17 protein-coding genes are annotated in these 12,835 nt (G+C 72.9%); 14 read left to right on the forward strand and 3 right to left on the reverse strand.

Translation table 11 applies throughout. From position 1 onward, the window contains the following. Positions 1–50: 50 nt before the first annotated feature. The 3 genes from ACN26Y_RS22370 to ACN26Y_RS22380 all read right to left on the reverse strand — a co-directional run bounded on the left by ACN26Y_RS22370 (position 51) and on the right by ACN26Y_RS22380 (position 1,717). Positions 51–518: a hypothetical protein gene (locus ACN26Y_RS22370; RefSeq protein ID WP_155332168.1), complete on the reverse strand. Its 468-nt coding sequence runs from the start codon at positions 516–518 to the stop codon at positions 51–53. Continuing rightward, entirely contained in the window at positions 515–727 is a 213-nt protein-coding gene (locus ACN26Y_RS22375; RefSeq protein WP_155332169.1) for a phosphatidylethanolamine-binding protein, read from the reverse strand. The genes ACN26Y_RS22370 and ACN26Y_RS22375 overlap by 4 nt, the downstream gene beginning before the upstream one ends. Before the next feature lie 108 nt (positions 728–835). Further along, positions 836–1,717 (reverse strand): universal stress protein, encoded by an 882-nt coding sequence (locus ACN26Y_RS22380; protein ID WP_155332170.1) that lies wholly within the window; start codon positions 1,715–1,717, stop codon positions 836–838. Positions 1,718–1,827: 110 nt separating this feature from the next. Between ACN26Y_RS22380 and ACN26Y_RS22385 the strand changes: the two genes are divergently transcribed. From ACN26Y_RS22385 to ACN26Y_RS22450, 14 genes are all read left to right on the forward strand, one after another. Then, positions 1,828–2,577: an SAM-dependent methyltransferase gene (locus tag ACN26Y_RS22385; RefSeq protein WP_155332171.1), complete on the forward strand. Its 750-nt coding sequence runs from the start codon at positions 1,828–1,830 to the stop codon at positions 2,575–2,577. Positions 2,578–2,683: 106 nt separating this feature from the next. Beyond that, entirely contained in the window at positions 2,684–3,847 is a 1,164-nt protein-coding gene (locus tag ACN26Y_RS22390; protein ID WP_155332172.1) for a PP2C family protein-serine/threonine phosphatase, read from the forward strand. Positions 3,848–3,904: 57 nt separating this feature from the next. Beyond that, positions 3,905–4,372, forward strand: coding sequence for a MarR family transcriptional regulator (locus ACN26Y_RS22395; protein WP_155332173.1), 468 nt, complete (start codon positions 3,905–3,907; stop codon positions 4,370–4,372). Positions 4,373–4,661: 289 nt separating this feature from the next. Further along, positions 4,662–5,273 carry a CDP-alcohol phosphatidyltransferase family protein gene (locus tag ACN26Y_RS22400; protein WP_155332174.1) on the forward strand — a complete coding sequence of 204 codons (612 nt, stop codon included), beginning with the start codon at positions 4,662–4,664 and terminating at the stop codon, positions 5,271–5,273. Continuing rightward, a complete protein-coding gene (locus tag ACN26Y_RS22405; protein WP_155332175.1) occupies positions 5,270–6,202 on the forward strand; it encodes a DUF881 domain-containing protein in 933 nt (310 codons plus the stop codon). Before ACN26Y_RS22400 ends, ACN26Y_RS22405 begins: the two co-directional genes overlap by 4 nt. Next, positions 6,199–6,531 (forward strand): small basic family protein, encoded by a 333-nt coding sequence (locus ACN26Y_RS22410; protein ID WP_155332176.1) that lies wholly within the window; start codon positions 6,199–6,201, stop codon positions 6,529–6,531. Before ACN26Y_RS22405 ends, ACN26Y_RS22410 begins: the two co-directional genes overlap by 4 nt. Before the next feature lie 10 nt (positions 6,532–6,541). Next, positions 6,542–7,510, forward strand: a complete 969-nt coding sequence (locus tag ACN26Y_RS22415; protein ID WP_155332177.1) for a DUF881 domain-containing protein — start codon at positions 6,542–6,544, stop codon at positions 7,508–7,510. A gap of 65 nt (positions 7,511–7,575) precedes the next feature. Next, on the forward strand, positions 7,576–7,956 hold the full coding sequence (gene gcvH, locus ACN26Y_RS22420) for a glycine cleavage system protein GcvH (RefSeq protein ID WP_155332178.1): 381 nt from the start codon (positions 7,576–7,578) through the stop codon (positions 7,954–7,956). A 214-nt stretch (positions 7,957–8,170) separates the two neighbouring features. Then, the gene (gene odhI / locus ACN26Y_RS22425; protein WP_046570336.1) at positions 8,171–8,620 is read left to right on the forward strand and encodes an oxoglutarate dehydrogenase inhibitor Odhl; all 450 of its coding nucleotides are present in this window, start codon (positions 8,171–8,173) and stop codon (positions 8,618–8,620) included. A gap of 50 nt (positions 8,621–8,670) precedes the next feature. Next, complete coding sequence (locus ACN26Y_RS22430) at positions 8,671–9,366, forward strand: MerR family transcriptional regulator (RefSeq protein WP_196255663.1); 696 nt, start codon at positions 8,671–8,673, stop codon at positions 9,364–9,366. 173 nt (positions 9,367–9,539) lie between these two features. After that, positions 9,540–10,004 (forward strand): bifunctional nuclease family protein, encoded by a 465-nt coding sequence (locus tag ACN26Y_RS22435; RefSeq protein ID WP_089014393.1) that lies wholly within the window; start codon positions 9,540–9,542, stop codon positions 10,002–10,004. A gap of 172 nt (positions 10,005–10,176) precedes the next feature. Continuing rightward, positions 10,177–10,764 (forward strand): MerR family transcriptional regulator, encoded by a 588-nt coding sequence (locus ACN26Y_RS22440; RefSeq protein WP_155332180.1) that lies wholly within the window; start codon positions 10,177–10,179, stop codon positions 10,762–10,764. Positions 10,765–11,234: 470 nt separating this feature from the next. Further along, positions 11,235–11,633 carry a group I truncated hemoglobin gene (locus ACN26Y_RS22445; protein WP_155332181.1) on the forward strand — a complete coding sequence of 133 codons (399 nt, stop codon included), beginning with the start codon at positions 11,235–11,237 and terminating at the stop codon, positions 11,631–11,633. 2 nt (positions 11,634–11,635) lie between these two features. Further along, on the forward strand, positions 11,636–12,820 hold the full coding sequence (locus tag ACN26Y_RS22450) for a globin domain-containing protein (protein WP_155332182.1): 1,185 nt from the start codon (positions 11,636–11,638) through the stop codon (positions 12,818–12,820). Positions 12,821–12,835 lie beyond the last annotated feature (15 nt).

The raw sequence follows: 12,835 nt of genomic DNA on the forward strand, positions 1-12,835 counted from the left end.
CGCCGCCCGCTCCCAGCTGGGGACGGGCGGCGCGGGCGATTCCGGGCCGGTCAGCGGCGCGGCGACCGGAGCCGGTTCCAGGTGGCCGCCGCCGCCAGACCGAACGCCAGGTGCGGGATGAGGTCGGACAGCCAGTCGGTCCGGCTCCAGGTGCGCGGATCGGTGACGCCGAGCGCGGCCAACGACCCGTCCGACATGGTCATCACCCCGCCGCCGAGCACCCCGCTGGCCAGTGGCAGCGGCATGCGCCGGCCCCGGGCCAGCAGAGCGAACCCGATTCCGGCGGTGACGCCCAGGCCGTAGCCGAGCAGGGCGCCGAGGCCCGAGCGGCGGTTGGCCGCCCGGGCCTCGGGCCCGAGGTCGACGTGCGCCACCTGGGCGACGCGGCGGGCGCTCTCCTCGGGGCTGCTGCTGGCCGGCCGGGCCCGCAGCGTCATGTCCAGGTAGGTGACCGCGTTCAGGGCCGTGCTGCCGACCGCGCCGGCGATCGCCCCGTCGGCCAGGTCCGCCGCCCTCACGTCGGGTCGCCGGCTTCCCGCTCGCTCTTCGGCCCGTAGATCCGCTCGCCGCGGACCACGCCTCGCTGGCCCCGGTCCTGCTGGAGGATCCGGTTGGCGACGTCGTCCGCCTTCTGGTCCGACACCCGCCGTCCGGAATCGTCGATCGCGTTCCGCATGCGTGCGCGCTGCTTGTCGTACGCGTTGCTGCCCGGCCGTGGTCCTGGCATCGCTGCCTCCTCCGGTCGTCCTCGCCGTTGGCGTACCGGGCTGGTCTACCCGTCGGTGCGCCGGTCAACCGTGCCCGGGCGGGTGCCGACGTCGCGGCGCCGGACCGGTCAGTGTGGCGCGCGGACGACGGCGACCGGGCAGTCGGCGTGGTGCAGCGCGGAGTGGCTCACCGAGCCCAGCAGCAGGCCGCTCAACTCGCTGCGGCCCCGCCCGCCGACGACGAGCAGTTGCGCCTGCCGGGACGCCTCGGTGAGCATCCGCGCCGGGCGGCCGTGGGCGGTGGCCCGGCGGACGGTCAGGTCCGGCCACCGGTCGCCGAGCCCCGCGACGGACTCGGCGAGCACCCGCTTCTCCTCGTCGCGCAGGTCGCTCTCGTCGTACACCAGGGGCTGCATGTCGCCGGGGCCGGTGGAGACCGGGTGCCGGTAGGCGTGCAGCGCGACCAGCTCGGCGCCGCGCAGCGCGGCCTCCTCCGCCGCGAACTCGACGGCCAGGCGGGACACCTCGGAGCCGTCCACGCCGACGACGACCGGTCCGTCGGAGCGGTCGCTGCCGCGGGCGACCAGGATCGGACAGTCGGCGTACGTGGCGACCTGCACCGCGACGGAGCCGACCACCAGGGCCGTGAACCCGCCGAGTCCCCGGTCGCCCAGCACGATCATCACCGCGGTCGGCGACTCGCCGACCAGGACCGCGGCGGCTTCCCCGTCGATGATCTCGCCGGACACGCGCAGGTCCGGCACGGCCGCCCTGGCCTCGGCGACGGCCGCCGCGACCAGCTGCTCGGCCTGGTGGCGGATTCCCGCGCCGGGCGGGCCGCCGGCGGGCGCGTCCACCGGCACGTTCAGCAGCGGCCAGATGAATCCGTGGACGACGCGTAGGGGGCGGTCGCGGCGGGCCGCCTCGACGGCCGCCAGACGGACGGCGCGTAGGGACGGCTCCGAGCCGTCCACGCCGACCACCACCGCCGCGCTGTTGGCCGAGTTCACCCGCTCACCTCCGGGGCCAGTATCGCCGTCACCGTACGGTCGCGCGGCGATACCGCCCAGACCGGACGGTGGGTACGCTGGCGACGACCACCGGGGAGGGAGCGTCGTCGATGGTTGAGGAACCCGACCAGCCGAGCACCGCACGGATGATCGACCACTGGCTCGGCGGGGAGCACCACTTCCCGGTCGACGTCGCCGCCGCCCGGGCCTTCGAGTCGGCGTACGGGCCGTGCGCGCCGGTGTTCCGGGAGCTGCGCGCCTTCCTCGGCCGGGCGGTGCGGTCGATGGCCGCCGAGGGGGTGGACGGGTTCCTGGTCTTCGGGGCGGGTGTGCCCACGAGGGGCAACGTACACGAGGCCGCCCCGGACGCGACGGTGCTCTACACCGACGTCGACCCGGTCACCATCCGGCTCGGCCAGCGGATCCTGGCCGACAGCGACCGGGCCGGCTACGGCTTCGGCGACGCGACGGACATCGGCACCGTCGACCCGGCGCAGCTGCACCGGTTCGTGCCGGGGTGGGGACGCAGACCGGTCGGCGTGGTCTTCCTGGGCCTGGCCGCGTTCCTCGACGACGAGACGCTGGCCCGCACCCTCGACGAGCTGTACGAGGCGACGCCACCGGGCAGCCTGCTCGCGGTGGACTTCGACACCGAGGAGCTGGCCGGGTACCCCCGGGCCCTGGCGATGATGGGGCCGGCTTTCCGGATGCGGGCGCCGGCGGCGTTCCGCCCGTTGCTCGGCCGGTGGACGCCCACCACCGACGGGATCGTGCCGATCACGCACTGGCGGCCCGACGGAACACCGGCGGCGGTGCCGGACGCCTTCCACGGCGGGGTGGCCGTGCGCGGCGAGGACTGACGCAGGTGGTGACGGTGTCGGCCGGCCACGCCGATACCGGGCACCGCGGCGGGTCGCCGTCTCCGTATGATGCTTGCCCTGCTGCAAGTGTTGTTCGGAGGGAACCATGTCGGACCCGCTGGGCCTGGTGTCGCGCGCGCTCCGTGCCGCCCGGCCGGACGGGCTGGTGGAGGCCGCCGACCGGGCGATCCGCTCCGGGCTCGGCGCGACGCGGACGGCCGTGTTCATCGCGGACTACCGGCTGGGCGGCCTGTGGCCGGTGGGCGACGGCGGCCCACCCGACCGGCGGGGTCTGGTGCGGCGGTGCTTCAGCAGCCAGCAGGCGATCAGCGAGCAGGACGCGGCCGGCCGGTGCCGGTGGTACCTGCCGCTGACGGCGTGGGGGGAGCGGGTCGGGGTGCTGCTGGTCGAGCTGCCGGGCCCGGTCGGGCCGGGGGTGGTCGACCAGGCGTCGGAGATCGCCGGTGAGCTGGCGACGGCGCTGCGGGCTGCGGACCGCGGCACCGACCGCTACCACCGGGTCCGCCGGCGCGAGCGCCTCAGCATGGCCGCCGAGTTGCAGTGGGAGCTGCTGCCCGGCCGCAGCGTGACCCACGACGCGTTCCAGCTCGCCGGCCAGTTGGAGCCGGCGTACACGGTGGCCGGTGACCACTTCGACTGGTCGGTGGACGGTGAGCGGCTGACCGTGACGGTGCTGGACGGTTCCGGCGTCGGACTCGCGGCGGCGGTGCTCACGGCCGTGACGGTGAACGCCCTGCGCAACGCGCGCCGCTCCGGCGAGGGTCTGGTGGAGCAGGCGGAGCTGGCCTCGGACACCGTCTTCCACCAGCATCGGGGCCTGCGGCACGTCGCCACGCTGCTGTTGGAGCTGGACACCGGCTCCGGCCGGCTGCGGGCCGTCGACGCCGGCTCGCCGCACCTGCTGCGCCTGCGCGGCGGCACGCTCTCCCGGATCGACCTGGAGCAGCAGCTGCCGCTGGGCATGTTCGGCGAGACCCGCTACGACGTGCAGGAGGTCGACCTGGAACCGGGGGACCGGCTGTTCGTGGTCAGCGACGGCGTGTGGGCGGCCGATCCGGCCGGGCGGGGCCGGTACGGGGACCGTGAGATGGGCCGGGCGATGCGCGCGGCGCGGTTGCAACCGCCACCGGAGGCGGTTGGTACGGTGATGCGCGAGTTGCGCGGGTGGCACGACGAGGCGGCCCTGCGGGACGACGCGGTGGTGGTCTGCCTGGACTGGCGCGGGTTCGGCAGTCGGGACGTGGAATGAGGGCGGGCGCCGCGCCGGTGGCGCCGACCCGAGCGGGACAATCGCAGGAGACAGCGGGTGGAGCGTTCTCCGGATCTGGCGGCGGCCATCGACGGGGCGGCGGAAGCCCTCGTGGGTGTGCTGGACTCGGCGGTCTCCCGGCAGCAGCTGACCGTCTCGCCGACGCAGCTGCGGGTGCTGTCGCTGCTCAGCAGTCGACCGGACACCAACGTCAACGGGCTGGCGGAGCTGCTGGACGTCGTGCCGTCGTCGGCGAGCCGGCTGTGCGACCGGCTGGAGGCCACCGGCCTGCTGCGGCGGGTGGGGGACCCGCGCGACCGGCGGGAGGTGCGGCTGGTGCCGACGCCCGCGGCGGAGGCGCTGCTGTGCGAGGTGCGGGACCGCCGGCACCGAGCCGTACAGGCGGTGCTCGACCGGATGCCGGGCCGGGTGCAGCAGGAGTTGCTCGTCGCGTTGCTGGCGTTCAGCCGGGCGGCGGCGTCGGCCGCCGAGCCGGCACCGGAGGTAGCCGTCCGCTCGGCGTGATCCCATCCTCGACTACCGTCCTAGGACGCTCTACGCGATGTGGCGCCCACCACACCCACGAGCGCGCGACAGGGCCGGCACCGGAGACCCGAACGGGCGCGACAGGGCAGATATAGTGGCAGCGCAACTCACCCGGCCCGTGATCCCACGTGATCACGGGCCGCGTCGGAAGTCGGCCCCGGGCCCGGGGCCGCAGGGGGAGCCGGTCGCAGCCGGCCCGAGAGCGCGTACGAGCCTCCGCACCGTCCGGTCCCGGCCGGGCGCCGGAGCGCGTCGCGGAGGAGGTTCGGTGTCGCGTCGGCCGGCTCGGGCAGGGCATCCGCGAGCCTCCGCCGGTGCGGGCGACCAAATCCTCACCCTGCCCAACCTGATCAGCTTCGTCCGGCTGCTCGGTGTCCCACTGTTCCTGTACCTGCTGCTGGTGCCGCGCGCCGACGTGGCGGCGATCGTGGTGCTGGCCGTCGGCGGCACCACGGACTGGGTGGACGGCTGGATCGCCCGCCGGCTCGGCCAGGTGAGCCGGCTGGGCGAGCTGCTGGACCCGCTCGCCGACCGGCTCTACATCCTGGCCACGCTGCTGGCGTTCACCGCCCGCGAGGTGGTGCCGTGGCAGTTCACCGTGGCGCTGCTGGCCCGGGAGCTGCTTCTGGTGGGGTCGCTCGCCGTGCTGCGGCGTCACGGGTACGGGCCGCCGCCGGTGCACTACGTCGGCAAGACGGCCACGTTCCTGCTGCTGGCCGCGTTCCCGATCCTGCTGCTCGCGGCGGCGGTACCGGCCGCGGCGACGGCGGCCGGCGCGATCGGCTGGGGGCTGGCATGGTGGGGCCTGGTGCTCTACTGGGTGGCCGGCGGGATGTACGTGGTGCAGGCAAGCCGGCTGGTGCGGGAGGCGAGGCGATGACCGGCACGCCGACGGAGAGCCCGCAGCGCACGGCGCGGGTGTACGCGCCGGACTTCCTGACCGAACTGTTCCGCAACCCGCTCGATCCGGGGTACGCGGACGCGGCGGAGCGCCGGCGGGAGGCGTCGCCGGCGGGGTGGCGGGACTGGTCGGCGCGGTCGGTGGCTGTGGTCGTCCTGCTGGTGCTGGGTTTCCTGTTCGCGGTGGCGTACCGGCAGACGGTGGCGGAGGCGCCGGGGCGCACCCAGGCCCGGGAGGGTCTGGTGCAGCAGATCAAGCAGCGGGAGACGGAGACCGACGGCCTGTCCGAGCGGGCCGACGAGCTACGGGCGGAGGTGGCCCGGTTGCGGGCCGCGGCGCTGGGCGGTTCGGAGGCGGCGCGGCTGCGCAACCTCGAGGCGGGCACGGGGATGGGCCGGGTGCGTGGTGACGGCGTCGTGGTGCGGCTGGCCGACGCGCCGCCGGACGAGGACGCGGTGCCCGACGCGGACGTGGGGCCGTCGAAGGTGATCTACACCGACCTGCAGGGGGTCGCGAACGACCTGTGGGCGGCGGGCGCGGAGGCGATCGCGATCAACGGTCAGCGGTTGACGGCGACGTCGACGATCCGGCAGGCGGGGCAGGCGATCCTGGTGGACTTCCGGCCGGTGACGGGGCCGTACGAGGTGTCGGCGATCGGGCCGGAGGAGATGCGGGAGCGGTACGAGCGGGGCCGGAGCGCGTCGACGATGCGGAAGGTGGCCGAGGACACGGGCTTGTCGTTCGGGATCCGTGACGCCGAGGACCTCACGTTGCCGGCCGCTCCGGAGCCGCGGCTACGCTACGCGCAGCCGCCGCCCAGCCCGAGTCCGACGCCGTCGGGTCGGTCGGTCAGTCCGGGGGCGTCCGGTTCGGGGACGTCTCCCAGCCCCTCCGGAGGTAGTCGATGATCGCGGTGTTGGCGTTGCTCGCGGGTGTCGGGCTCGGGTTGTGGCTCGACCCGACGGTGCCGGCGGCGCTGCAGCCGTACCTGCCGATCGCCGTGGTGGCGGCGTTGGACGCGGTGTTCGGCGGGGTGCGGGCCAAGCTGGACCGGATCTTCGACGACAAGCAGTTCGTGGTGTCGTTCATCTCGAACGTGCTGGTGGCGGGTCTGATCGTGTACCTGGGGGACCAGTTGGGCGTGGGCAGCCAGCTGTCGACGGGTGTGGTGGTCGTGCTGGGGGTGCGGATCTTCGGGAACGTGGCGGCGATCCGCCGGCACCTGTTCCGGGCGTAGGTTGTTGGTGATGAGCAGCGACGAGCACACCGAGACGGGTACCGGTTGGCCGCAGCCGGCGGGTCCGCGGCGTCCGTCGGGTCCGGCGGGGGAGCCGGATCCGCGGCCGGAGGCGCCGGATCCGGACGAGTTGAGCCCGTTGGTGCCGGAGGCCGCCCCGGAGCGGGAGGTGGCGCCGGGGGAGGAGCCGGCGGCGTCGGGCGGTGACGAGCTGACGGTGGATCTGTCGGCGGCGGGTGCGGCGGAGCCGGCCGGGGGTGACCGGGCGGCCGGTGCGGGGCGGCGGGTGAGTTCGGCGACGCTGATGATCGCGGTGCTGCTGGCGTTGCTGGGGTTCACGCTGGTGGAGCAGTTGCGGACGACGTCGGCGGATCCGACGACGTCGGCGGCGCGCCAGGAGGACCTGGTGCGGATCCTGTACGACCTGAACGCTCGGGAGGTTCGGCTGCGGCAGGACATCGCGACGTTGGAGGAGAGCCAGCGGCAGTTGCGTTCGGGTGAGCAGGGTCGGCAGGCGGCGTTGGCGGAGGCGGGCCGGCGGGCGGACGAGCTGGGGATCCTGGCGGGGACGCTGCCGGCGACGGGGCCGGGTTTGTCGGTGCGGTTCCAGGCCGGTGGCGGGAAGCCGATCTCGGCATCGCGGGTGCTGGACGCGGTGCAGGAGTTGCGTGGCGCGGGCGCGGAGGCGATGCAGATCTCCGGTGGGGACCGGGCGACGGTGCGGATCATCGCGTCGACGTTCTTCCTGGACGGGGAGAACGGGTCGTTGGTGGTGGACGGGCGGCGGTTGACGGGCCCGTACACGATCACGGTGATCGGGGATCCGGCGACGATGCGTACGGCGTTGAACATTCCGGGCGGGGTGGTGGCGACGGTCGCGGGTGACGGCGGTACGGTGATCGTCGAGGATCGTGAGGTCGCCGAGGTTTCGGCGCTGCACGCGCCGATCAAGCTGGAACACGCCCGTCCGGTCTCCTGACCGGCGCGGCCGGCGCCGGTTTCCCCGCGGGGGCCGGTGCACCGATGGGATGAAGGACGCGTCTGGTGATTCCTGAGGATCTGCGGTATACCGCCGAGCACGAGTGGGTGGCGGGTGGTGGCGACGGCGCTGTCCGGGTCGGCATCACGCACTTCGCGCAGGACGCGCTGGGTGACATCGTGTACGTCCAGCTGCCCGAGGTGGGGGCGGTGGTGACGGCTGGCGAGTCGTTGGGTGAGATCGAGTCGACGAAGAGCGTGTCGGAGATCTACGCCCCGCTGAGTGGGACGGTGTCGGCGCGCAACGAGGCGCTCGGCGACACTCCCGAGGTGGTCAACACTGATCCGTACGGTGCGGGTTGGCTGGTGGAGATCACCCCGGACGATCCGGCGGCGGTGGACGGGCTGCTGTCGGCGAGCGGGTACCGCGAGCTCACCGAGAGCTGAGGGTGTCCGTTGCCGGTGCGGCGGTTGGTCCGCGCGTCCGGTTGCCCTGCATTTCGGCGCTGGCTAGGCTCGCCCAGTCGACCGAGAATCCGATAGTTGAGCGTTGCGGAATTGCCTTCCCTGGCACGGGGAGCCAGCCGCCGGGTGAGAGACTGCCCGGCGGCCAGACCCGCCATTCCCGTACGCCGACGCAACTGATCCGTGAGGTGGTCCCATGACGCGCCCAGACGACGAGTTCCCCCCACTCGACGTCACTTCGACGCTCAATCTCGGTTCGCTCGACGAGGTCCTGGAGGGGCCGGACACCGATGTGGTGCCGAGCCGCATGTCGGGTTCGTTGCCGCCGGGGATGGCGCTGCTGGTGGTCCGGCGGGGTCCGAACGCGGGTGCCCGGTTCCTGTTGGACCACGATGTGACGACGAGTGGGCGGCATCCGGACAGTGACATCTTCCTCGACGACGTGACGGTGTCGCGGCGGCATGCCGAGTTCCACCGGGATGGTGGGACGTTCACGGTGCGCGACGTGGGGAGCTTGAACGGCACGTACGTGAATCGTGAGCGGGTCGAGGCGGCCACGTTGAGCAACGGTGACGAGGTGCAGATCGGTAAGTTCCGGGTGGTGTTCATCGCCGGTCCGCGGCCGGAGGAGGCCGGCCGGGGGTGAACGAGCCTGCGGCGTCCGCCGCGCCGGGGTCGGCCCGTACGCAGCCGTTGATGAGTATCGGCGAGGTGCTGGCCCAGTTGCGGGTGGATTTTCCGGACACGACGTTGTCGAAGCTGCGGTTCCTCGAGGCTGAGGGCCTGGTGGAGCCGCAGCGGACGGCGGCGGGGTACCGGAAGTACAGCTGGGACGATGTGGCCCGGCTGCGGTTCGTGTTGACCGCGCAGCGGGACCAGTTCCTGCCGTTGCGGGTGATCCGTGATCAGTTGGCGGAGTGGGACGCGACGGGTGAGTCGCCGGGTCGGTCGCGGCCGCAGTTGGTGGCGGTGGGTCCCGGTGGTGAGGTGCCGGGGCGGGAGCCGGAGGTCGAGTCGCCGGGGGTGCGGCTGGGCCGGGCCGAGTTGGTGGCGCGCAGCGGGCTCGACGAGTCGACGTTGGTGGAGTTGGAGCGGCTCGGTGTGGTGGTGTCGGATCCGCCGGGTTGGTACGACGGGGACGCGTTGATCATCGCGCGGGCGGTGGCGGGTCTGGCGGCGTACGGGTTGGAGCCGCGGCACCTTCGGGGGTACCGGTCGGCGGCGGACCGTGAGGTGGGTCTGTTCGCGCAGTTGGTGGCGCCGTTGGCGCGGCAGAGTGATCCGGCGGCGCGGGCGCGGGCGGCGGAGACGGCGCGGGAGTTGGTGGCGTTGTCGCAGCAGTTGCATGCGGCGTTGGTGCGGGTGGGGTTGCGGTCGACGTTGGGCCGGTGAGCGGGGTCCGTGCGGAAAGATCTGTGCGGGGAAGCGTGCCGTAGGCTTGCCGGGGTAACCCCTTTCTGGCGCGGGCGTGGCGCTTGCAGCGCGTGGGACGGCCGTGTCGCGGTCCGTGTACCGTGCAGGAAAGGGCGCGGTGCGGCGTAGGTGACAACGACACGGAGGCGGCGGTGCGCGAGCTGAGCGTGGTCGGGGTTCGGGTGGAGCTGCCGAGCAACCAGCCGATCGTCCTGCTCAGGGAGGTCGAGGGGGACCGCTATCTGCCGATCTGGATCGGCGCGGTCGAGGCGACGGCGATCGCTTACGAGCAGCAGGGGGTCAAGCCGGCGCGCCCGTTGACGCATGATCTTCTGCGGGATGTGTTGGCGGCGTTGAAGGCGCCGTTGCGGGCGGTGGAGATCACGGAGTTGAAGGAGAACGTGTTCTACGCCGACCTGTTGATCGGTGACGGGGTGCGGGTGTCGGCGCGGCCGAGTGATTCCATCGCGTTGGCGTTGCGGGTGGGTGCTCCCATTCGTTGTGCCGAGGAGGTCCTCAGTGAGGCCGGGATCGTGATTCCGGACGAGCAGGAGGACGAGGTGGAGAAGTTCCGCGAGTTCCTGGAGCAGGTGCGTCCGGAGGATTTCGCCGGCTGACCGCGACCACCTGTCGTCACGGTGTGTGACGACAGGTGTGGTGGTGTGGTGGCTGCGGCGTGTCGGGGCTGTTGTTGCGTGGTAACCGTCCGGTGCGGCGTTAGGGTTGCCGTATCGAGGGGTGCGCGTCCCGGAATCGACGTGTCACCGCACGGGCGGGGAGGTTGTCCGGATGCAGGAGCCGCGGGATCCCGATTCGGGTACGGAGCAGGGTGCGCCGCTGTCGGCGACGGACGGTGACGGCGCGGTGGGCTACCGGGGTGTGACGGCGTGCCACGCGGTGGGCATCAGTTACCGGCAGTTGGACTACTGGGCTCGGACGGGTCTGGTGGTGCCGAGTGTGCGGGACGCGTCGGGTTCGGGGACGCAGCGGTTGTACTCGTTCCGGGACCTGGTGGTGCTGAAGGTCGTGAAGCGGTTGCTGGACGCCGGGGTGTCCTTGCAGAACATCCGGAAGGCGATCGAGGCGTTGCGGTCGCGGGGTGTGGAGGATCTGGCGGGCATCACGTTGATCTCGGACGGGACGACGGTGTACGAGTGCCGGTCGCCGGAGGAGGTGGTCGACCTGTTGCAGGGCGGTCAGGGGGTGTTCGGCATCGCGATCGGTGGCGCGTTCAAGGAGATCCTGGGGTCGTTGTCGCATCTGCCGTCCGAGCCGGCCGGCGGGGAGCCGGTGGGTGTGGAGCCGGCGGCGCCGGCGGCGGCGGACGTGGTGGGTGACGAGTTGGCGGCGCGCCGGGCGCGGCGTCGGGCGGGTTGACGGTTTCCGCGGTTGTGGTGGTGGGCCCGGGCGGGTGTGACGCGCCCGGGCGTTTTGGTGTCTGGTGACTACTGCGGGTTGTCGTCGGCGGGTGTGCGGGTCGGCGTGGTGGTGGTGTGGGTGGGGCGGTCGGTGGGTGCTGGCCGGTGGAGAGAACCGCCGGTGACGCCGCGAGTTGCGGTCGACGGGATTGTCATGTCCAGGGTGGAGGGCGGCGCGGGGCGGTGACGGTCCGCGTGCGGGTGATCGCCCATTGTCGACTGTTCGTGGGGCGTTATATCACGCTGTGTGGCCGCCTGTTGTCGGGAATCCGATAGGGCGGCCGTGACCGCGCGCGTGCGACGCGCTATGGTCCGTCACGGCCCACCTTGGCGCCGGGCGCCGTTTGTGGACGACGCGCCGGAGCGGGCGGGCGTGACCCCTTACGCGCCGACCCCAGCGCGCGCCCCTCACCACGGAAGGAATCGACCGTGACGGTTACCGAAGAGACCGCCCCCACCTCCCACTACGAGCGGATCGGCGGTGCCGGTTCGGTCAAGGCGGCCGTGGATCTGTTCTACGACAAGGTTCTCGCCGACCCGGAGCTGGCCGGCTACTTCACCGATGTGGACATGCCGGCTCAGCGGCGGCACATGGTGCTGATGCTGACGGTGGTGCTGGGCGGGCCGAACGAGTACGCCGGGCGGGGCCTGGCCGAGGCGCACCAGCCGTTGAACATCCCGTCCGCGCACTACGCGCTGGTGGGTGGCCACCTCACCGACACGCTGACCGAGCTGGGTGTGCCGGGCGACATCATCGCCGACGTGCAGGCGGTGCTGGCCCAGGTGAAGAACCAGGTGGTGGCCGGCGGGACCCGGGCGAGCGTCTGAGCGTGGACGTCGCCCGGCTCAAGCAGAGCTGGTCCCTGGTCGCCGCGCACGGCGACCAGGTGCCGCTCTACTTCTATTCCACACTGTTCCTGGCGCATCCGGAGACCCGCCAGATGTTCCCGACGAACATGGCGGGGCAGCGGGACCGGCTGGTGACCGCGCTGGGGCACGTCGTGTCGAACGTGGACCAGGTGGACCGGCTGGTCGGGTTCCTCACCGACCTCGGCGCGGACCACCGCAAGTTCGCCGTCCGCGCCGAGCACTACCCGGCGGTGGGTGAGGCGTTGCTGGCCACGTTGCGGCACTTCCTGGCCGACCAGTGGACCGACGAGCTGGCTCAGGACTGGGCCGGCGCGTACGGGCTGGTGTCGAAGGTGATGATGGACGGCGCGCAGGCCGCGGAGGCGGTGAACCCGCCGTGGTGGGTGGCGGAGATCGTCGCCCACGAGCGGCGGGCGTTCGACGTGGCGGTGCTGACGTTGCGTCCGCAGTACCTGCTGCCGTTCGATCCCGGGCAGTCGATCGGGGTGTCGCACCCGTCGGTGCGGTCGTGGCGGTACTACTCGCCGGCGAACGCCCCCCGCAGCGACGGCACCGTGGAGCTGCACGTGCGGGCCGCGCCAGGTGGCGCGGTGTCGTCCCGTCTGGTGTACGGGTGCACGACCGGCGACCAGATCCACCTGTCGTCGCCGGTCGGTGACCGGTTGACGCTGGCCTCGGCGGGGTCGGCGGACCTGCTGCTGCTGGCCGGCGGCACCGGCTGGGCGCCGGTGAAGGCGTTGGTGGAGCAGGTCGCGGCGGAGGGTTCCCGGCGGCGGGTCGACCTGTACGTGGGGGCGCGGTCGCGGACGGAGTTCTACGACAGCGACGCCATCGACAAGCTGGCGTCGTCGCATCCGTGGCTGTCGGTGACCTACGTGGTCGGCATGGACGTGCGCCGGCCGGAGGCGTTCACGTACCCGGTGGACCGGGCTCTCGCGGACGGCGACTGGCGGTCCCGGCACGTGTTCGTGTGCGGCTCCGACGACATGGTGTCGCACGCGGTGACGGCCCTGGGCCGCGCCGGCTACCACGCCGGGCAGCTGCACCACGAGGGGTTGGGCGCGCACTGGTACGGCCCGTCGTGGCGGACGGCGGTGCAGCAGGCGGCGGCCCCGGCGGCCGGCGATGGGAGGCAGGTCCCGTGAGCCCGAGGAGTGCGG

This window comes from Micromonospora sp. WMMD558 (assembly GCF_049315255.1).
Lineage (GTDB): Bacteria > Actinomycetota > Actinomycetes > Mycobacteriales > Micromonosporaceae > Micromonospora.